The sequence below is a fragment of the Geodermatophilus sp. Leaf369 genome, assembly GCF_001424455.1.
Lineage (GTDB): Bacteria > Actinomycetota > Actinomycetes > Mycobacteriales > Geodermatophilaceae > Klenkia.
Genome location: NZ_LMQA01000002.1, coordinates 1103603 through 1122580, shown reverse-complemented (window position 1 = coordinate 1122580; position 18978 = coordinate 1103603). Strand labels below are relative to the sequence as shown.

The following is an 18978-nucleotide window of genomic DNA, read 5'->3' as shown; positions in this document are numbered from 1 at the left end:
CGGCGCCCACCGGTAGTTGGCCCACAACACCCGATCACCAGAGCCGTACACCACCAGGTTCCCGTCCGACTGCAACGTCGCCCGAAACCCACCACCCGGCGACACCAAGGCCTKCCCAGCGGTCAGCTGCTGCCCCACACCCAAGCGTGCAGCCGCGTGCGAACCCGAAGACCACACCACCCGACCGTCCGAAGCCACCACTGCCAGCGATCCGTCGTCGAGCAGCTGGGCCACCGCACCCGGGTTGTTCCACGTCCCGGCATGCCATGTCACCGCACCCGAGGGCCCGTAGGACACCNACTGCCAGCGATCCGTCGTCGAGCAGCTGGGCCACCGCACCCGGGTTGTTCCACGTCCCGGCATGCCATGTCACCGCACCCGAGGGCCCGTAGGACACCAAGTTGCCATCCGGCTGCATCACCAGACGACTCCCCGGCGCCCACCGGTAGTTGGCCCACAACACCCGATCACCAGAGCCGTACACCACCAGGTTCCCGTCCGACTGCAACGTCGCCCGAAACCCACCACCCGGCGACACCAAGGCCTKCCCAGCGGTCGGCGGCGAGCAGGGCCGCCGGATCGACCAGGAAGGGGCGGCGCCCACCGGTAGTTGGCCCACAACACCCGATCACCAGAGCCGTACACCACCAGGTTCCCGTCCGACTGCAACGTCGCCCGAAACCCACCACCCGGTGACACCAAGGCCTGCCCAGCGGCTAGTGCCTGGTCAGCCGCCAACGCACTGGGGCCCTGGGCTCGGGTCGCCACCATGATCGTGACCGTTCCCCTCGGCGTTGCATGGGCGCTCACCACGAAGTCACCCCCCGCAAGAGACACCGGAGCGTCGAACGGCACCGCCGACTGACCATCGGAGTCCCACCCCGACCGGCCGGTGGGGGTTGCGTCCAGCAGCAGAGACGTTTCGTCGGCATCCGCCGGACGGTGAACGAGGACGCCGCTGTTCAGACCGAATACGTTCGCTGATGCACTGCCCATCCACCTGTCCTGCCCCACCGCAGACCGCAGTTCCAGCCAGTAGACCTCCCCGGCCGCGCTCGTCAGGCGGAGGGTGCGGACACCTGCCTCCGCACCCATGGGCTGGAGTTCGACGAAAGCTCCTCGATCGACAGCGGACATCGACAGCGCCGAGGACGGAGGAATGACACCGAGACGTGAGGCCTGCGCGGCATTGAGCGAACCGAGCTGAGACCACGACGCACCCATGACGTCGTAGAAGTCCCGGTAAGGCGACACCTGACAGGTCCCGGTCTCGACGCTCCCGTCACACTGGAGCTGGGACGAGTGCCCCAGCCCGAAGTTGTGGCCCAGCTCGTGCGCGATGAGCGACGTCCCGGCCGCACGTACGTACAGGCGTCCACCGGACGTCGCTGATGTGCCCACTTCGGCCAGGCCGTAGGAGCAACCGGGCAGGCTCTGGGGAAGCGAACTCACGTAGACCAGAAGGTGCCGGTTCGGGCCCGCGGTCCAGCCGGCAGCAGCCGCTGCGGAGTTCCAGAGACCTGTCGGGTCCGAACACGACGCGCCTGAGGTGATCCAGCCGGTGGGACCCGAGGTGGTGCCGAGCTGGATCCGACCGCGGCTCTGCGTCCTCCAGAAGTCCGCCACCGGCCCGTTCACCGCGTTGCTGAGGGTGGCGACGGACATCGAGTCGGCCTGGCCACCGGCCGGCACCACCCGCACGATCGTCACGCTGTTGGTCACCGCCGTCCCTGCTGCGGCGATCGCCGGGCTCGCGGGCGCGGGAGCGACCACCGAGGCTTCGAGCACCTCCCGGGCGGCCAGCAGACCGTCCACCTCGGCCGAGGCGTCGACCATCTCGTCGCCGACGGTGACCTCCACGGTTGCACCGACCGGAACGTCCTCGACATCTTCGTTGGGGACTCTCACAGACGAGCCGTCGGTCTGCTCCACGAACGCCAGTGGCCCTTGATCGCTCTGCATGGCCTCGTCGACGGTCGCGTGTTCTGGCCACGCCTGGACGAGCTGGCCCACGATGGTGGAGCCGAGCTCCACCTGTCCCGGTGAGTCCTCGTCGACCACAGGCGGCTGCACGGCAGGAATCGAGCTCGCTTCGCCGACCTCGGGAGTCGACTGTGGTCGTGCCGGAGCGTCGGTGACCGTGAGGTCCGCCGTGGCGGACGTAGGGGCAGCCGACTCTTCCGCCGAAGCGGCGGGGGCGCCGACCAAGGCGATCACCGCGACGCTCACGGCCAACACCGAGCACCTCGAGAAGAGCGAGCGGACATCGGGCACGGGGGGTTCTGAGTGTGTGATGACCGACTCCTGGATTGCGGGCTGTGTTGTGGGCTGGCCGGGCCGTGGCTCAGCTCCGGTGGCTGGTTGGTTGGTTGATCACCGGTGCTCGGCGCCACCGAGGCACCGGAGGCGGCGCGTGCTGGCGCCGCCTCACACCCGCAAGAGTTGGACCTGAAGATCGCCGAAGAACGGATGACGTCGTCAGGATGAAGAGGACCCGAGCAGCGATACGTGCTCCCGTTGCCACAGGCCGAGATGGCTCAACGGAACGGAGCAGGCACTGTTCGACCAGCTGGCCGGGGACGCCCGTCTTGACTGGACGGGGAGCGGTCCTGTCCTGCCCCGATCACCGAGACCAGCGAACAACGCCTTGCGGGCTGTTGACGGAGAAGGAGCCACCGTCCCTGAGCAGAGCAGTGCTCCCGGGTGAGCTGTATGTCCCCGTGTTCCAGACGGCCATGCCTGACGGGCTGTAGGAGACCAGATTGCCGTCCTGCTGCATGACAAGTCGTGCCCCAGGCGCGTAGACGTAGTTCGCCCAGACCACTCGGCCACCCGACGTGTACAACACCAGGTTCCCGTCGGCCTGGATCACGAGCCGGTGTCCGCCGTCGGCGCTCAGGAGTGCCTGTCCGGTGTACAGGGACTGCCCAGGGGCCAGAGCCGCGGCATCAGCGGGAAGAGTGGCCCAGCTCTCAGCGCCGGACGGACTCACGACGACCATGCGGCCGTCGTTGCCCAGCGCCAGACGAGCACCACTCGAGCGCCAGGTTCCGCTGTGCCACAGGACACCGCCGTCAGCCCCGTACAGCACCGCGTTCCCATCCGCCTGCATCCTGAGATTAGCCCCTGGAGAGTACGAGCCAGTCGTCCACATCACCCGTCCTGCGGCCGCATACAGGACCAGGTTGCCGTCGGCTTGCATGGCAAGACGAGAACCGCCGTCCCCGGATACGAGGGCTTGTCCAGGCAGGAGGAGTTGACCCGGATTGAGAACGCTGGGTGTGTCTGCCAGGCTGGACCAGAGCACCTTCCCGGACCGGTCCAGTACTGCTACGGAGCCGTCGTCCCGCACGGCGAGGCCGGCACCGGAGTTGTTCCAGGTGTTGCTGTGCCACAGGACCTGCCCCGTCGGACTCGTGAGAACGACGTTGCCGTCAGGCTGGACCACGAGTGCGGCTCCGGGCGCGTAGGTGGACGTCGCCCAGAGGGCGCGACCGCTGGGTGCATAGGCGACCAGGTTGCCGTCCCCCTGCATCGTCAGCCTGTAGCGGCCGTTGGGCGAGTATGCGGACTGAGCGGGGGCCAGCCGCTGCCCAGACCGCAACTGGGTCGTGGTGGAGATGGGCGCTTGCGGGGCTGTGCCTGGGGCAACCCGGACGGTCACACTGGACGGCGACGAAGTCTGCACCGTGACCTGGAAGTCACCACTGAGCAGTGACACAGGGGTGTTCGGGGGGAAGGCGACCTGCAGGTCAGACGACCAACCGGATGAGCTGGATGGCGTGGCATCCAGCAACAGCGAGGTGTTCGGCAGGCCGGAGGCCCGACGCAGCACCACACCGCTGTCGACCCGGTAGAGGTTGCGCGAGTCGCCCAGCCACGCGTCCTGACCGCTGGCCTGGCGGTACTCCAGCCAGTAGACGGTCCCGGAGCGGTCCGTGAGCTTGACCGCACGGGTGCCCGACCCGGCGGAGACCGGGGCGAGAGTGACGGTGCGTGAGCCGGTGGACGGCGTCAGGGAGACCGTCTCGGAGGCCGGCAGGACGCCCAGGAGCGCGGCCTGGGGGGCGCTCAGCGAACCGACCTGGCCCCAGGAGATGCCCATGACGTCGTACAGGTCGTAGTAGGAGCGGGTCTGGCAGGTGCCTACCTCGACCGCGCCGTCGCACTGGACCTCCGAGGAGTGGCCCAGCCCGAAGTTGTGGCCCAGCTCGTGGGCGATCACCGGGGTGGCGACCTCACGGACGTAGGAGACACCGCCGGAGCCGACCGACGTGCCGACGGTGCCCAGGCCGTAGGAGCAGTCCGGGGCGGCCGGGACGTAGAGCAGGAGGTGCTTGCCCGCGCCGCCGGTCCACCCGATCTGGGCAGCGACGTCGCTCCACAGCGCGTTGGGGTCGGCGCAGCCCCTGCTCGAAGTGACCCAGCCCGATCGGCCGGCCACGGCGGACAGCCGGATCAGGTCGTTGCTCTGGTCGGACCAGAAGGAGGCGACGCCGCCGTTGACCTGGTTGACCAGCGAGGTGATCGAGGTGCCGTCCGCGGACCCACCGGCCGGGACGACGAGGACGGCGGTGACGGTGTTGGTCGGGGCAGCCCCCGCCGCAGCCGTGGTGGGGTCCGGCGTCGCGGCCTGCAGGACCTCGGCGGCGAGCACCTCGCGGGCCGGGGCGACGCCCTGCTCCTCGCTGGCCTCGTCGGCCAGCTCCTCGCCCACGGTCACCTCGATGGTGGACCCGGTGCGCACGGCGGGCAGGTCCTCGGTGGGGACCCGCACGGCGTCGCCCTCGACGGGCTCGATCCAGCTCAGCGGCGCCTCGTCGGCGTGCGCCTCGCCCTCGTGGGCGTGCTCGTCGGCCGAGGGGTCCGGGTAGGCCTGCACGAGCTCGCCGACGACGGTGTCCCCGGCCTCGACCTCGGGCTCCGCCGTCGTCGACGGGGCTGCGGTCGGCTCGGGCGCGGACGTCGTCGGCTCGGCCGTCGGCTCCGACGTGGGCGTCGAGGACGGCGCGGACGCCTCGGACGGCGTCGTCCCGGGCGTGTCGGTCGACTCGGACGGGGCCGCGGTGGCGGGCGCCGAGGTGGTCTGCGGAGCCGACGACGTCGGGGCAGCCGTCGCGTCCTCCGCCATCGCCGCAGGGGCGACGACGAAGGTGGCGAGGACCGCGACGGTCGAGGCGAGCACAGCGGACCGCAGGGTGCGGCGGCGGTGGGCGAGTTGCACGTGGGGCTCCTGAGCAGAAGGGCGTTCGCTCAAGGTGATCGGCTCGACCCCCCACTTCCTGTAGCCCCTCCACCCGCTAGAGGTAGTGCCGCGCCTCCCGGGCGGCCGCAGCCCCGTACCCGCCACCGAACAGCACCGCGTGGAGCAGCAACGGGTGCAGCTGGTGCAGGCCCGTCCGCTCCTCCCAGCCCGGCGCCAGCGGGGTGACCCCGGTGTAGGCCGCCACGATCTCCGTCAGCAGCGGCGCACCGAACAGGTGCAGCAGCGCGAGGTCGGTCTCCCGGTGCCCGCCGTGCGCGGCAGCGGCGTCCACCAGCCATACCCGGGAGCCCGTCCACAGCAGGTTGCCGCTCCACAGGTCGCCGTGCAGCCGGGCCGGCGGCTCGGCCGGGACGTCGGCCAGCCGGGGCAGCACTCGCTCGACCACCGCGGCCTCGTCGGACGTCAGGTGACCGGCGTCCACGGCCGACCGCACGAGGGGCAGGAGCCGCGCCTCGGCGAAGAAGTCGGCCCAGTCGTCGAACGGCTCGGGGTCCAGCGGGATCGTCGCGGCGTACCCGCCGCCCCCGAACGCCGGTGGCCCCGACGCGTGCATCCTGGCCAGCGCCGCTCCGAACTCCCGGGCAGCGCCGACCGACGGCGCGGACGACGCCACCCACGACAGCGTCAGGGACGACGGGGTCACCTCGAGCACCTCGGGCAGCGGCGGCCCGCCGTCCACCCGCAGCCAGTCCAGCCCCCGCGCCTCGGCCTCGAAGAACCCGGCCGGTGCCCCGGTCAGCTCCTTGACGAACACCGGCCCGTCGGCCCGCTCGACGCGGAACGCCGAGCAGATGTCACCGCCGGGGACCGGTACCCGCGAGCTCACTCGTCGTCGGAGTTCATCAACCGTCGGCCGGCCTCGGTGATCGACCCCGAGAGCGACGGGTAGATCGAGAACGTCTGCGCCAGGTCGTCGACGGTCAGGCCCTTGCTGACCGCCAAGGTGATGGGCAGGACCAGCTCGGAGGCACCCGGCGCCACGACCACGCCGCCGACGACGACGCCGGTGGAGCGGCGGGCGAAGATCTTCACGAACCCGTCGCGCAGGTCGCTCATCTTGGCCCGGGCGTTGGTGGCCAGCGGCAGCTGGACGCTCTCGATGTCCGAGCCCTCGGGGATCGTCTTCTCCTGCACCCCGACCGTGGCGATCTCCGGGTGGGTGAAGACGTTGCCGGCGACGGTCTTCAGCCGGATCGGGCTGACCGCCTCCCCCAGCGCGTGCCACATCGCGATCCGCCCCTGCATGGCCGCCACCGAGGCCAGCTGGAAGACCCCGGTCACGTCGCCGGCGGCATAGATGCCGGACACCGACGTGCGACTGACCCGGTCGACGACCACGTGCCCGGACGGCGACGTCGCCACCCCGCACTGCTCCAGGTTGAGCCCCGCGGTGTTGGGCACCGTGCCCACGGTCATCAGCGCGTGCGAACCGGTGACGACGCGGCCGTCGGTGAGCCGCACCTCGACCCCGGTCGCCGTCCGCGTGACCGACTCCGCGCGTCCACGCTCGGCGATCTTGCCGCCGCGGGACTGGAAGACCTTCTCCACGACGGCGGCCGCGTCGGCGTCCTCACCGGGCAGCACCTGGTCGCGGGAGGAGACCAGCGTGACCGGCACCCCGGCCTCCAGGTAGCCCGAGGCGAACTCGGCGCCGGTGACGCCCGAGCCCACGACGACGAGGTGCTCGGGCAGGTCCTCGAGGTCGTAGACGTCGCGCCAGGACAGGATCCGGTCGCCGTCGGGCTCGGAGCCGGGCAACACCCGGGGGTCGGCGCCGGTGGCGATGAGGACGACGTCGGCCTCGAGCTCCTCGCGCACGCCGCCCTCCTCGTCGCAGATCTCGACGCGGTGCGCGGCCAGGCCGCGGATCTCGTCGGACAGCCGGGCCGCCCCGGTGACCGAGCGGACCCCGACGGAGTCCAGCCGGGCGCGGATGTCGGCGGACTGGGCCATCGCCAGCCCGCGGATGCGGCCGTTGACCTTGGCGATGTCGAGTTCGACGGTGGCGAGGTCGGACCCCCGCAGACCCAGGACGGCGGAGTCGCGGACGGCAGTCATCGCCCCCGCGGCGGCGATGAGGGTCTTGGACGGGACGCAGTCGGTGAGCACGCTGGCCCCACCGAGCCCGTCGCGCTCGACCACGGTGACGTCGGCACCCAGCTGGGCGGCGACCAGGGCCGCCTCGTAGCCGGCCGGTCCGCCGCCGATGATCACGATGCGGGTCATGAGTGGTCCAACTCCCGTGCTGTGCGGTGGGTGTGCTCCCCCCATCCTCCCCGGTGGGCGGACCGCCCGGTGCCACCACCCCGGGTCGGGCTCACCACACCGGGGCGGGCGCCCGTAGGGTCGCCGCGTGGGCCTCTACGCGGCGTACGGCTCCAACTCGGACCCGGCGCAGATGCTGCAGCGCTGCCCGTCCTCCCCGCACACCGGCACGGGGTGGGTGCAGGGCTGGCGGCTGACCTTCGGGGCCGAGGAGCTCGGCTGGGAGGGCGCGCTGGCGACCCTGGTCCCGGCCGACGAGTCCGACACCGGCGTCTTCGTCGCCCTCTACGACCTCACCGCCGCCGACGAGGCCGCCCTGGACGCCTGGGAGGGCGCCGACCACGGCCTCTACCGCAAGCTGCACCTGCGGGTGCACACCCTGGCCGGGGACGTCGTGGCGTTCGTCTACGTGCTCGACGCCTTCGAGGGCGGGCTGCCCTCGGCGCGCTACCTGGGCGTGCTCGCCGACGCCGCCGAGGCCGCCGGCGCCCCGGACGACTACGTCGTGGACCTGCGCTCCCGGGAGTGCCGCTCGCTCGGTCGTTAGACCTCGACCGCCGGCGGGTCGGCCAGGAACGTCGCGACCAGCTCGCGGGCGGCCAGCGCCGGGGTCAGCTCGCCGGCCAGCACCCGCCGTTCCAGGTCCTTCGACGACGACCGGACGCCGGGGTGCTCCCGCAGCCGCGCCTCCAGTCCGTCCCGGACCAGCTGCCACGTCCAGCGGACCTGCTGGGCCTGCCGTCGGCGGTCGAACTCCCCCGAGGCGCGCAGCCGCTCGGTGTGCGCGACCACCTGGGCCCACACCTCGGACAGGCCCTCACCGGTGAGCCCGGCACAGGTCAGCACCGGGACGTCCCAGTCGTCCTGTCCGCGCAGCATCCGGATCGCCCCGGCCAGCTCGCGGGCGGCCTTCCGGGCGTCCCCGGCGGACGGGCCGTCGGCCTTGTTCACCGCGATGACGTCGGCGATCTCCAGGATCCCGCGCTTGATGCCCTGCAGCTGGTCGCCGGTGCGGGCCAGGGTGAGGAACAGGAAGGTGTCGACCATCTCGGCGACGGTCACCTCGGACTGCCCGACCCCGACGGTCTCCACCAGCACCACGTCGTAGCCGGCCGCCTCCACGACGACCATCGACTCCCGGGTGGCCTGCGCGACCCCGCCCAGGGTGCCGGCTGTGGGCGAGGGCCGGATGAAGGCGTGCGGGTCGACCGACAGCCGGGACATCCGCGTCTTGTCCCCCAGGATCGACCCACCTGAGCGCGCCGACGACGGGTCGACGGCCAGCACGGCGACCTTCGACCCGGCAGCGGTGAGGTCGACCCCCAGCTGGTCGATGAAGGTGGACTTGCCGACCCCGGGCACCCCGCTGATGCCGACCCGGCGCGCTCCCCCGGCGTGCGGCAGCAGCTCGACGAGCAGCTCCTGGGCCCGCTCCCGGTGGTCGGGCCGGCGCGACTCGACCAGCGTGATCGCCCGGGCCACCGACCGGCGGTCGGCGGCCCGGACCCCCTCGACGAGGGCAAGGACGTCCATCAGTGCCCGAGTCGCCCGGACAGCTCCCGCAGCAGCTCCTGCGCGGCCTCGGCGATCACCGTGCCGGGCGGGAACACCGCGGCCGCCCCCATCTCCTTCAGGGTCGGCACGTCGTCGGGTGGGATGACCCCGCCGACCACGATGAGCACGTCGTCGGCACCGAGCTCGGCCAGGGCGTCCCGCAGCGCCGGCACGAGGGTCAGGTGGCCCGCCGCCAGCGAGGACACCCCGACCACGTGCACGTCGGCCTCCACGGCCTGCCGGGCGACCTCGTCAGGGGTCTGGAACAGCGGGCCCACGTCGACGTCGAAGCCGAGGTCGGCGAACGCCGTGGCAATGACCTTCTGGCCGCGGTCGTGGCCGTCCTGGCCCATCTTGGCGACCAGGATGCGCGGACGGCGCCCCTCGGCCTCGGCGAACTCCTCGGCCATCGCGCGCGTCTCGGCCATCGGCCCGGACTCCCCTGCCTCCTCGCGGTACACCCCGGAGATGGTGCGCACCTGTCCGGCGTGCCGGCCGTAGACGGCCTCCAGCGCGTCGGAGATCTCCCCGACGGTGGCCTTGGCCCGTGCGGCGTCCACCGCCAGGGCGAGCAGGTTGTCCTCCAGCCCCGACCCGCGGGTGCCCTCGGCGGCGGCCCGGGCGGCGTCGGTCAGCTTGGACAGCGCGGTGTCGCAGGCGGCCTGGTCGCGCTCGGCGCGCAGCTCCTCCAGCCGCTGCACCTGCTGGGCGAGCACGTCGGCGTTGTCGACCCGCAGCACCTCGATCGCCTCGTCGGCGTCCACCCGGTACTTGTTCACCCCGATGACCGGCTGGCGGCCGGAGTCGATCCGGGCCTGGGTGCGCGCCGCGGCCTCCTCGATGCGCAGCTTGGGGATGCCGTCGCTGATGGCCTGCGCCATCCCGCCGTGCGCGGCCACCTCCTCGATGTGCGCCCAGGCCCTGCGGGCCAGGTCGTGGGTCAGCTTCTCCACGTAGGCCGACCCGCCCCAGGGGTCGATGACCCGCGTCGTCCCGGACTCCTGCTGCAGCAGCAGCTGGGTGTTGCGCGCGATCCGGGCGGAGAAGTCCGTCGGCAGCGCGAGCGCCTCGTCGAGGGCGTTGGTGTGCAGTGACTGGGTGTGCCCCTGGGTGGCGGCCATCGCCTCCAGGCAGGTGCGGACGACGTTGTTGTAGACGTCCTGCGCGGTGAGCGACCAGCCCGAGGTCTGCGAGTGGGTGCGCAGCGACAGCGACTTGGGGTTCCTCGCGCCCTCCCGCTCCACCAGCTTGGCCCACAGCAGCCGCCCGGCCCGGAGCTTGGCGACCTCCATGAAGAAGTTCATCCCGATGCCCCAGAAGAAGCTCAACCGGGGCGCGAAGGAGTCCACGTCCATCCCGGCGTCCCGGCCGGCCTTCAGGTACTCGACGCCGTCGGCGAGGGTGTAGGCCAGCTCCAGGTCGGCCGTCGCCCCTGCCTCCTGGATGTGGTACCCGGAGATCGAGATCGAGTTGAAGCGCGGCATCTTCTGCGAGGTGTAGGCGAAGATGTCGCTGATCACCTGCATCGAGGGCCCCGGGGGGTAGATGTAGGTGTTGCGGACCATGAACTCCTTGAGGATGTCGTTCTGGATGGTCCCGGACAGCTGCTCAGGGGCCACCCCCTGCTCCTCGGCCGCGACGATGTAGAGCGCGAGCACCGGCAGCACGGCGCCGTTCATGGTCATCGAGACGCTCATCCGGTCCAGCGGGATGCCGTCGAAGAGCTGGCGCATGTCGTAGATGGAGTCGATGGCCACCCCGGCCATGCCGACGTCGCCGGGCACCCGCGGGTGGTCGGAGTCGTAGCCGCGGTGGGTGGGCAGGTCGAAGGCGACCGACAGCCCCTTCTGCCCGGCCGCCAGGTTGCGCCGGTAGAAGGCGTTGGACGCCGCCGCGGTGGAGAACCCGGCGTACTGCCGGACCGTCCACGGCTGGGTGGTGTACATCGTCGGGTAGGGCCCGCGGCCGTAGGGCGGGACGCCCGGGTAGCCGTCCAGGAAGTCCAGGCCCGCGAGGTCGTCCTCGGTCAACAGGGGCGGGACGGCGATCCCCTCGGGGGTCTCCCACACCGCCTCACCGACCGGCCGACCGGTGTGTGCCTCGAAGGCGGCCGCCCAGTCGGCGGCGCTACCGGCGTCCTGGGCGCCGCCCAGCTCGACGGATCCGAAGTCGGGGACCGTGCTCATGCCCGTGCTCCCAGCAGCTCGTCGAGGGTGGTGGTCAGGACGTCGACCGCGTCGCAACCGGCGAAGACGTACCCGTCCACGCCGTCGACGGCCAGCTCCGGCTTGCCGGCCAGCCAGACCCGGGTCGCCCCGGCCGCCCGCAGCTCGGCGACCAGCCCGGCGGCGTCGGCGTAGTCGCGGTCGGACCCGCAGACGCAGGCCACCGTCGTCCCGGCCTCGGCGAAGCCGGACGCTCCGTCACCGCTGGGGGTGGCCAGCCCGCCGGCCTGGAAGAGGTTGGACGCGAAGGACACCCGGGCCGTGTGCGCGGCGGGCTTCCCCAGGGTCGCCAGGTACACCGCCGGCCGGTCGCCGGGCTCGTCGGACCGGTCGCGCAGCTCCTCGAAGGCGCCCGCGGCCCGCACCCGCGGCAGCCCGCCCGGCCCGGGGGGCAGAGCCTCGGCCGCCGGACGACGCCGGGGCAGCTGCTCGTCCAGGTTGGCGAACTCGCTCACCCCGGTGACCGGGTCGCGCCGGGTGGCCAGCCGCTTCGACCGGGCCGCCCACGCCGCGGCGACCCGCTCGTGCACCAGGCCCGAGGAGAGGGCAGCGGCGTACCCGCCGGCCCGCTCGATCTCGGTGAACCACGCCCAGGCGGCGTGGGCCAGGGCGTCGGTCAGCGACTCGACGTACCAGGAGCCACCGGCCGGGTCGAGCACCCGGGCCAGGTGTGCCTCCTCGGTGAGCAGCGCCTGGGTGTTGCGGGCGATCCGCCGGGCGAAGGCGTCGGGCAGCCCGAGCGCGGCGTCGAACGGGGTCACCGTGACGGCGTCGGCCCCGCCCACGCCGGCGGCGAAGCAGGCCACCGTGGTGCGCAGCATGTTGACCCACGGGTCGCGCCGGGTGGTCATCACCGAGGAGGTGACGGCGTGCTGGCGCATGCCCCGCAGCTCGGCGGAGACGCCGGCGACCTCGCCCACCCGGTCCCACAGCCGGCGCGCGGCGCGCAGCATCGCGATGGTCGTGAACTGGTCGGCGGTCGCCGCGAACCGGAACTCCAGCTGTGCGGCCGCCTCGTCGACCGTGAGCCCTCCGTCGGTCAGTGCCCGCAGGTAGGCCACCGCGGCGGACAGGGCGCAGCCCAGCTCCTCCACCGCGGTCGCCCCGGCGTCGTGCACCACGGTCGCGTCGACGACGACCGCGCGCAGGTCGCCGTGCTCGGCCGCCCGGCGGGCCAGGTCGGCCAGTCCGGAGAGGTCCTGCTCCTGACCGGAGGTGGCCTGCACGCCGAGCGGGTCGAGCCCCAACGACCCGCCCGGGGCCAGGTCGGTGCGGCCCTCGACCAGGTCCAGGAACGCCTCGGCCGCCGGGACGCCGCCCTGCAGCGTCACCGGAGCCAGGTCCAGCAGCACGTCGGCCAGCACGTCACCGAGGGAGCCGACCGGGACGGCACCGTCGCCGACGACCAGCCACAGCGAGGTCACCCCGTGCTCGAGGTCGGCGGCGATCGCCTCCTTCGTCGTCCCCACGTCGGGGTCGGCGTGCCGCTGCCGGACGTCCCAGCCGGCCGGGATGCCGCCGCCGGCGGCCTGGTCGTCCGCGGCCGAGGGGGCGGGCCGGACGACCCGGCTGCCCCGGACGAACGGCGGGACGCCGGGCGCCCCGGTGCCGGGCAGGTCGGCCACGTCGGCAGCCGTGTACAGCGGTGCGACGTCGACCCCGGTGGCCACGGTGCGGCGCAGCGCGTCCTCGACCGGGTCGGGCAGCTCCTCCCGGCCGGCCTTGCGGAGCACGGCGGCGACCAGGTCGCGCCACTGCTCGCGGGTGGCGGCCGGGAAGTCCGCGGCGAGCGTCAGCTCGTCCGGAGCGGTCGGCTCGTCGGGTGCCTCGACCGTGTCGGTCGCGACGTCCGGGGAGGGGTGGCTCATCGTCGGGTCACCGTTCTCACTGCTCGGGGCGTGTTCGAGCAGTGTCTACCGCAGCCCTCCGACCACGCCGTCCGGAGCGGCTGTGGTGACCGTCACGAGCGGGCGGGCACTGGCTGCTGCGCGTCGGCGGCGAGCGCCTGCAGCGCCGTCCGCGCCAGCAGCCGGACGCCGACCCCGATGGCCCGCTCGTCGACGTCGAAGGTGCCGCGGTGCAGGTCCAGCGGGGCTCCCCCGCCGTGCGTGCCGAGCCGGGCGAGGGCGATCGGCAGCACCTCGGCGAACCAGCCGAAGTCCTCCCCGCCCATGCTCTGCGGGCTGAGCATCACGTTCTCCGACCCCACCGTCTCCAGCGCCGCCGATCGCAGCAGGGCCACCCCGCGCGGGTCGTTGACCACCGGGGGCACCCCCCGCACGTAGTCGACGTCGACCTCGGCCCCGGAGGCCTCCCCGACCTGGCGGATCAGCCGGCGGACCAGCTCCTCGGCGCCGTCCCAGACGTCCCGGTCGAGCACCCGCACCGTGCCACGCAGCTGCCCGGTCTCGGGGATGGCGTTGGCCGCGACGCCGGCGGTCACCGCGCCCCACACCAGCGACATGGCCGCCCGCGGGTCGACCTGACGGGAGAGCAGCCCGGGCACCTCGGTGACGACCCGGCCCAGGGCGTGCACCAGGTCGACGGTGAGCTGCGGCCGGGCGGTGTGCCCGCCCGGACCGGTGAGGGTGACCTCCAGGCGGTCGCAGGCCGCGGTGATCGACCCGGTGCGCAGGCCCACGCGGCCGACCGGCACCGACGGGTCGCAGTGCAGCGCGAACGCCCGGGTCGCGCCCTCGAGCACGCCGGACCGGACCACCTCGAGACCGCCGCCGGGCACCTGCTCCTCGGCGGGCTGGAACACCGCCCGCACGGTGCCCGGCAGCGCGTCGAGCTCGGCCAGGGCCTGCGCGACGCCCAGCAGCACGGTGGTGTGAACGTCGTGCCCGCAGGCGTGGCACATGCCCTCGCGGGTCGAGCGGTAGGGCACGTCCTTGAGGTCGGGCAGCGGCAGTGCGTCGATGTCGGCACGCAGCACGACGACCGGCCCCCCGGACCCGACGTCGCAGACCAGCCCGGTGCCGTTGGGCAACCGCCTCGGGGTCAGCCCGACCTGCCGCAGCTGCCGCTCCAGGAACGCCGTGGTCTCCCGCTCGACGAAGCCGAGCTCGGGGTGGGCGTGCAGGTGCCGACGGACCCCGACGAGCTCGCCGTGGTGCGCCTCGACCCAGCGGTCGACGGTCTCCGGGGCGCTCACGCCGCCGGGAGCCCGTCACGCATCTCGGCCAGCAGGCTGTCGACGACCGGCTCGAGTCGGCCGTCGTTCGCCTCGGCGACCCGGCGCTGCCGCTCGTAGGAGCCACCGACCTCGATGATCCGCAGCACGTCACCGAGCTCCTCGACGCAGTCCAACCGGCGCGCGGTGGGGGTCAGCTCCTCGACCAGGTCGCGCAGCGCGTCCTTCACCGGCCGGACGGTGCCACGGTCGTCGACGATGATCTCGGCGTCCAGGCCGTAGCGGGCCGCCCGCCACTTGTTCTCCCGGAGGATCCAGCTCGCCGGGGTGGGCAGCGTGTAGCCACGGTCGATCTCCCGGTCGAACTGCTCGACCAGGCACTGGGCCATGGCGGCGACGGCACCGATCTCGTCGAGGGTGGGCAGGCCGTCGCAGATGCGCAGCTCGACGGTGCCGAAGTCCGGGTGCGGGCGGATGTCCCACCACACCTCGCGGACGCTCTCGATCGCGTTGGTCGAGATCAGCGTCTCCATGTAGCGCTCGAAGCCGTCCCAGCCGCTGAGCTGGTAGGGCAGCCCCGCCGTCGGCATGCCCTCGAAGACCTTCGAGCGGGCGCTCGCCAGGCCGGTGTCGGCCCCGACCCAGTACGGCGAGGACGCCGACAGCGCCAGGAAGTGCGGGATGTAGGCGCACAGCGCGTTCACGATCGGGATGATCTTGTCCGGGGAGCGGACGCCGACGTGCACGTGGACGCCGAAGATCTGCAGCCGGCGGGCCAGCCACTGCATCTTCTCCACGAGCTGGGCGTACCGCTCCTTGGGCGAGATCTGCTGGGTCTGCCAGTCGGTCATCGGGTGGGTGCCCGCGCACATCAGCCCCAGGCCGCGCCGGTCGGCGGCCTCGACCACCTCGGCGAGCGTGCCGGCCAGATCGGCCTTGGCCTCGGCGACCGTGCCGCAGATGCCGGTGATGATCTCGATCGTCGACTGCAGCAGCTCGTGCTTGGCCTTGGGGTGCTCGTCGGCGTCGGCCGGCTTGAGCTCGGCGAGGATCTCGTTGGCGCCCGAGGTGAGCTGGCGGGTCTCGCGGTCGATGAGCTGGAGCTCCCACTCGACCCCCAGGCTCGACCGCTCGGAGGAGGAGAAGGGGATCTGCACCGGGCGAGTGTAGGGACGGCGAGGACCACGCGCCGGGTGTGGAAACGGGCCGGTCCGAACTGTCACCCCCCTGGGCTAGCGTCCTGGACGTGAGCCTGCCCCCTCCCGAGACCTCCCCCACCGACCCCGCAGCGCTGGCCACCCGCGCCGCGGCGGACCTGACGGCGGCGCTCGGCGGTGAGCACGACGTCGCCGTCGTCATGGGGTCGGGCTGGGCCCCGGCCGCCGATGCCTTCGGCCCGGCCGAGGCCAGCGTCGCCATCGGCGAGCTGCCCGGCTTCGCCGCCCCGGTCGTCACCGGGCACGGCGGGGAGATCCGCTCGGTGCGGGTCGGGGACACCCGGGTGCTGCTGTTCCTGGGCCGCACGCACCTGTACGAGGGTCGTGGGGTCGACCCGGTCGTGCACGGCATCCGGACGGCGGCTGCCGCCGGGGTGCGCACCGTGGTGCTCACCAACGCCGCCGGTGGCCTCTCCCCCGACCACACCGTCGGGCAGGCCGTGCTGATCAGCGACCACCTCAACCTGACCGCCCGCTCCCCGCTGGTCGGTGCCACGTTCGTCGACCTGACCGACCTCTACTCCCGCCGGCTCCGCGAGATCGCCCAGCGGATCGACCCGACGTTGGTCGAGGGCGTCTACGCAGCCCTGCCCGGCCCGCACTTCGAGACCCCCGCCGAGATCCGGATGCTCACCACGATGGGCGCCGACCTGGTCGGCATGTCCACCGCGCTGGAGGCCATCGCCGCCCGCGCCGCCGGGGTCGAGGTGTTCGGCCTGTCGATGGTCACCAACGCCGCGGCCGGCCTCACCGGGGAGGCCCTGGACCACGTCGAGGTGCTCGAGGCCGGCAAGGCCGCCGCCGGCCGGCTCGGCGAGTTCCTCGTCCGCTTCATCGGGGAGCTGCCGGCATGAGCGGCCCCGTCCTCCTCACCGGGGCCGCCGGGTACATCGGCACGCTGCTGCGCGGCGGGCTGCCCGAGCGCGGCCACGCGCTGCGTTGCCTGGACGTCGTCCCGGTCACCGACACCCGGCCCGGCGAGGAGCACCTGGTCGCCGACGCCACCGACCTGGCTGCGGTCACCGACGCCGCCCAGGGCGCCTCGGCCCTGGTGCACATGGCCGGCATCGCCACCGAGTCCAGTTGGGCCGCGATCAGCCACGCCAACATCGAGGGCACGTACGTGGCCCTGGAGGCCGCCCGCCGCGCCGGCGTGCCCCGCGTCGTCCTGGCCAGCAGCAACCACGCCACCGGCATGTCCCCGCGGGTGGCGAACGCCCAGACCGACGCCCAACCCCGTCCGGACACCTTCTACGGGGTGTCCAAGGTGGCCATGGAGGCACTCGGCTCGCTCTACGTCGACCGCTACGGCCTGGACGTCGTGTGCCTGCGGATCGGTTCGGCCCTCCCCGAGCCGCGGGCGCCCCGGCACCTGTCCACCTGGCTGTCCCCCGACGACACCGTCGCCCTCGTCGACGCCGCGCTCACCGCCCCCAGCCCCGGCTTCGCCGTGGTGTGGGGGGTCTCGGCCAACACCCGTGCCTGGTGGGACCTGACCTCCGCCCGCGCCCTGGGCTACCAGCCGACCGACGACGCCGAGATGTACGCCGAGGCCATCACCAGCGCCCTGGGCGAGCCGACCCCCGGCACCGTCGAGCACGACCGGCTCGGCGGTGAGTACGCCGGCCCGGACTTCTCCATCGACGCGGTGGCCGCCCGGGCGCAGCAGGCCGACCCCTCGTGAGCGCGGCGGTGGACCGGGCCGTGGTCGAGCAGTGGATCGCCGACGACCCGCACCCGGGTGACCGCGCCGAGCTGCAGGCCCTGCTGGACGCCGGTGCCGACACCGAGCTCGCCGACCGGTTCGCCGCCCCCCTGGCCTTCGGCACCGCAGGTCTGCGCGGCCCGCTGCAGGCCGGGCCGGCCGGGATGAACGCCGCCGTGGTCGCCCGGGCCGCCGCGGGTCTGGCCGCCCACCTGGTCGCCGAGGGCCGGGGTGGTCGCGGGGTCGTCATCGGCTACGACGCCCGGCACCGCTCCGACGAGTTCGCCCGGATCAGCGCCGAGGTGCTCACCGGCGCCGGGTTCGCCGTGCAGGTCCTGCCCCGCCCGCTGCCCACCCCGGTGCTGTCGTTCGCCGTGCGGCACCTCGGAGCAGTCGCCGGGGTGATGGTCACCGCCAGCCACAACCCCCCGCAGGACAACGGCTACAAGGTCTACCTCGACGACGGCGCACAGCTCGTCCCGCCCGCCGACCGGCAGATCGAGGCGGCCATCGCCGCCTGCGGCCCGGCTCGCGAGCTCCCCCGCAGCGACGACTGGACCACCCTGGGCGACGACGTCGAGGCCGACTACGTCACCGCCGTGGTCGCGGCCGTCGGCCCGGCCCGGGTGGACCCCGAGGCCCGCCGCCGGCTCGTCGTCGCCTACACGGCCATGCACGGCGTCGGCACGACGACCACCCGCGCGGTGTTCGCCGCCGCCGGGTTCGCCGACCTGCACGCGGTGCCCGAGCAGGAGCACCCCGACCCGGACTTCCCGACGGTGGCCTTCCCCAACCCGGAGGAACCCGGCGCGGTCGACCTGCTCAGCGCCCTGGCCGAGCGGGTGGGCGCCGACGTGGCGATCGCCGAGGACCCCGACGCCGACCGCTGCTCGGTGGTCTGCGGTGGCCGTCAGCTGACCGGCGACGAGGTGGGCGTGCTGCTCGCCGATGCGCTGCTCCGCCGCGGGGTGGCCGGCACGTACGCGCGGTCCCTGGTCAGCGGGTCGCTGCTGGGCCGGGTCGCCGCCGGCCACGGCCAGCCCGCGGCCGAGACCCCGACCGGCTTCAAGTGGATCATCCGCGCCGGGGCCGAGGACGCCCCGCTGGTCTACGGCTACGAGGAGGCGCTGGGGTACGCGGTCAGCCCCCAGGTGGCCCGGGACAAGGACGGTGTCTCCGCGGCGCTGGCGGTCGCGCTGCTCGCGGCCGACCTGGGCACGCAGGGCCGCACCCTGCTCGACCGGCTCGACGAGCTGGCGGCCGAGCACGGGCTGCACGCCACCGGTCAGCTCTCGGTGCGGGTGGAGGACCTCACGCTGATCGCCGACGCCATGGCACGGGTCCGCGCGAGGCCCCCCGTTTCGCTGCTGGACCGGGAGGTGGCGTTCGAGGACCTCCGCGAGCTGGAGCCCCCGGTCGACGGGGTGCGACTGCTCGGCGAGGGCGTGCGGGTCGTCGTGCGGCCCAGCGGTACCGAGCCGAAGCTCAAGGCCTACCTGGAGGTCGTCGTCCCGGTCGTCGACCGCGCCGACGTGCCGGCTGCCCGCACCCGGGCCGACGCCGAGCTCACCCGGCTGCGCGGGGAGATGGCGTCGGCCCTGAGGCTCTGA

At 73.3% G+C, this 18978-nt stretch carries 13 protein-coding genes and 1 pseudogene; 4 read left to right on the top strand and 10 right to left on the bottom strand.

Annotated elements, in window-relative coordinates; genetic code table 11:
* The 5 genes and pseudogenes from ASG36_RS22705 to ASG36_RS14315 form a co-directional block, all read right to left on the bottom strand.
* Positions 1–234, bottom strand: a pseudogene (locus ASG36_RS22705) (hypothetical protein); the annotation flags it as partial.
* A 183-nt stretch (positions 235–417) separates the two neighbouring features.
* Positions 418–2229, bottom strand: coding sequence for a reprolysin-like metallopeptidase (locus ASG36_RS14330; protein ID WP_157498798.1), 1812 nt, complete (start codon positions 2227–2229; stop codon positions 418–420).
* 394 nt (positions 2230–2623) lie between these two features.
* Positions 2624–5224 carry a reprolysin-like metallopeptidase gene (locus ASG36_RS14325; RefSeq protein WP_157498797.1) on the bottom strand — a complete coding sequence of 867 codons (2601 nt, stop codon included), beginning with the start codon at positions 5222–5224 and terminating at the stop codon, positions 2624–2626.
* 76 nt (positions 5225–5300) lie between these two features.
* Positions 5301–6092: a fructosamine kinase family protein gene (locus tag ASG36_RS14320; protein WP_055764814.1), complete on the bottom strand. Its 792-nt coding sequence runs from the start codon at positions 6090–6092 to the stop codon at positions 5301–5303.
* A complete protein-coding gene (locus tag ASG36_RS14315) occupies positions 6089–7492 on the bottom strand; it encodes an NAD(P)H-quinone dehydrogenase (RefSeq protein ID WP_055764812.1) in 1404 nt (467 codons plus the stop codon). The genes ASG36_RS14320 and ASG36_RS14315 overlap by 4 nt, the downstream gene beginning before the upstream one ends.
* A 127-nt stretch (positions 7493–7619) precedes the next feature.
* Here ASG36_RS14315 and ASG36_RS14310 point away from each other — a divergent pair, with 127 nt between their 5' ends.
* Complete coding sequence (locus tag ASG36_RS14310) at positions 7620–8078, top strand: gamma-glutamylcyclotransferase (protein ID WP_055764810.1); 459 nt, start codon at positions 7620–7622, stop codon at positions 8076–8078.
* Here ASG36_RS14310 and meaB read toward each other — a convergent pair.
* The 5 genes from meaB to ASG36_RS14285 form a co-directional block, all read right to left on the bottom strand.
* Positions 8075–9064 carry a methylmalonyl Co-A mutase-associated GTPase MeaB gene (gene meaB, locus ASG36_RS14305; protein ID WP_055764808.1) on the bottom strand — a complete coding sequence of 330 codons (990 nt, stop codon included), beginning with the start codon at positions 9062–9064 and terminating at the stop codon, positions 8075–8077. The two genes, ASG36_RS14310 and meaB, sit on opposite strands and share 4 nt — an antisense overlap.
* Positions 9064–11271, bottom strand: a complete 2208-nt coding sequence (scpA, locus tag ASG36_RS14300) for a methylmalonyl-CoA mutase (RefSeq protein WP_055764806.1) — start codon at positions 11269–11271, stop codon at positions 9064–9066. Before scpA ends, meaB begins: the two co-directional genes overlap by 1 nt.
* Positions 11268–13178, bottom strand: coding sequence for a methylmalonyl-CoA mutase subunit beta (locus tag ASG36_RS14295; RefSeq protein WP_082523089.1), 1911 nt, complete (start codon positions 13176–13178; stop codon positions 11268–11270). The genes scpA and ASG36_RS14295 overlap by 4 nt, the downstream gene beginning before the upstream one ends.
* A gap of 92 nt (positions 13179–13270) precedes the next feature.
* Entirely contained in the window at positions 13271–14467 is a 1197-nt protein-coding gene (locus ASG36_RS14290) for an amidohydrolase (protein WP_055764805.1), read from the bottom strand.
* Positions 14464–15603: a glutamate--cysteine ligase gene (locus ASG36_RS14285; RefSeq protein WP_055764803.1), complete on the bottom strand. Its 1140-nt coding sequence runs from the start codon at positions 15601–15603 to the stop codon at positions 14464–14466. The genes ASG36_RS14290 and ASG36_RS14285 overlap by 4 nt, the downstream gene beginning before the upstream one ends.
* Positions 15604–15692: 89 nt before the next feature.
* Here ASG36_RS14285 and ASG36_RS14280 point away from each other — a divergent pair, with 89 nt between their 5' ends.
* The 3 genes from ASG36_RS14280 to ASG36_RS14270 are packed head-to-tail and all read left to right on the top strand — an operon-like array spanning position 15693 to position 18978.
* Entirely contained in the window at positions 15693–16517 is an 825-nt protein-coding gene (locus tag ASG36_RS14280; RefSeq protein WP_082523088.1) for a purine-nucleoside phosphorylase, read from the top strand.
* Positions 16514–17347 carry an NAD(P)-dependent oxidoreductase gene (locus ASG36_RS14275; RefSeq protein WP_055764801.1) on the top strand — a complete coding sequence of 278 codons (834 nt, stop codon included), beginning with the start codon at positions 16514–16516 and terminating at the stop codon, positions 17345–17347. The genes ASG36_RS14280 and ASG36_RS14275 overlap by 4 nt, the downstream gene beginning before the upstream one ends.
* Positions 17344–18978 carry a phospho-sugar mutase gene (locus ASG36_RS14270; RefSeq protein ID WP_235494990.1) on the top strand — a complete coding sequence of 545 codons (1635 nt, stop codon included), beginning with the start codon at positions 17344–17346 and terminating at the stop codon, positions 18976–18978. The genes ASG36_RS14275 and ASG36_RS14270 overlap by 4 nt, the downstream gene beginning before the upstream one ends.

Bases quoted from the DNA above. Each gene is read 5' to 3' on its own strand.
- ASG36_RS14275 (WP_055764801.1), top strand. From the start codon at position 16,514: ATGAGCGGCCCCGTCCTCCTCACCGGGGCCGCCGGGTACATCGGCACG.
- ASG36_RS14315 (WP_055764812.1), bottom strand. From the start codon at position 7,492: ATGACCCGCATCGTGATCATCGGCGGCGGACCGGCCGGCTACGAGGCG.
- meaB (WP_055764808.1), bottom strand. From the start codon at position 9,064: ATGGACGTCCTTGCCCTCGTCGAGGGGGTCCGGGCCGCCGACCGCCGG.
- ASG36_RS14295 (WP_082523089.1), bottom strand. From the start codon at position 13,178: ATGAGCCACCCCTCCCCGGACGTCGCGACCGACACGGTCGAGGCACCC.
- scpA (WP_055764806.1), bottom strand. From the start codon at position 11,271: ATGAGCACGGTCCCCGACTTCGGATCCGTCGAGCTGGGCGGCGCCCAG.